Origin of the sequence: Actinospica durhamensis, assembly GCF_018139695.1 — a bacterium.
GTDB classification, from domain to species: domain Bacteria; phylum Actinomycetota; class Actinomycetes; order Streptomycetales; family Catenulisporaceae; genus Actinospica; species Actinospica durhamensis.
Map to the genome: position 1 here is coordinate 1 of NZ_JAGSOG010000800.1, position 419 is coordinate 419.

Annotated in this window: 1 protein-coding gene; it reads left to right on the top strand. The window is 60.1% G+C overall.

Going from position 1 to position 419, the window contains the following annotated elements; translation table 11 throughout:
* The coding region (locus KDL01_RS47285) for a glycosyltransferase family 4 protein (protein ID WP_212534318.1) at nt 1-419 on the top strand (419 nt) is incomplete at both ends.

Consider the following 419-nt stretch of genomic DNA (forward strand, 5'->3'; position numbering starts at 1 on the left):
ATGGACCTGGTGCGCGGCCTGCATGAGCGCGCCATCCGTCCCGTGTTCTTCGCCAAGATGGTGGACAAGGCGCTTCCTGAATATCGCCAGGTCAAGGCTGTTGCATTGCCAACGCGCAAGCTGCCCGGCAAATTGAATGACCACGCGTTCGGCTGGCTCGTGCGCCATCTGGCCAAGCGCGAGCACATCGATCTGATGATCGGCTGCAATCGCACGGGCGCTTCGGATATCGCTATTTGTGGCGGCACGCACGTCGGCTATCTCAAGAGCTTTTCAAAAAAGGCGGCCTTCTGGGATCGCCAGCAGATCGCGCTGGAGCGCCGAGACTATGTGCGCTCGCACGTCGTCGTTGCGCACTCGCGACTGATGGCGCAGGAAGTGCTCGACTACTACGACATTCCCGCTGCCAAGGTAAAGAC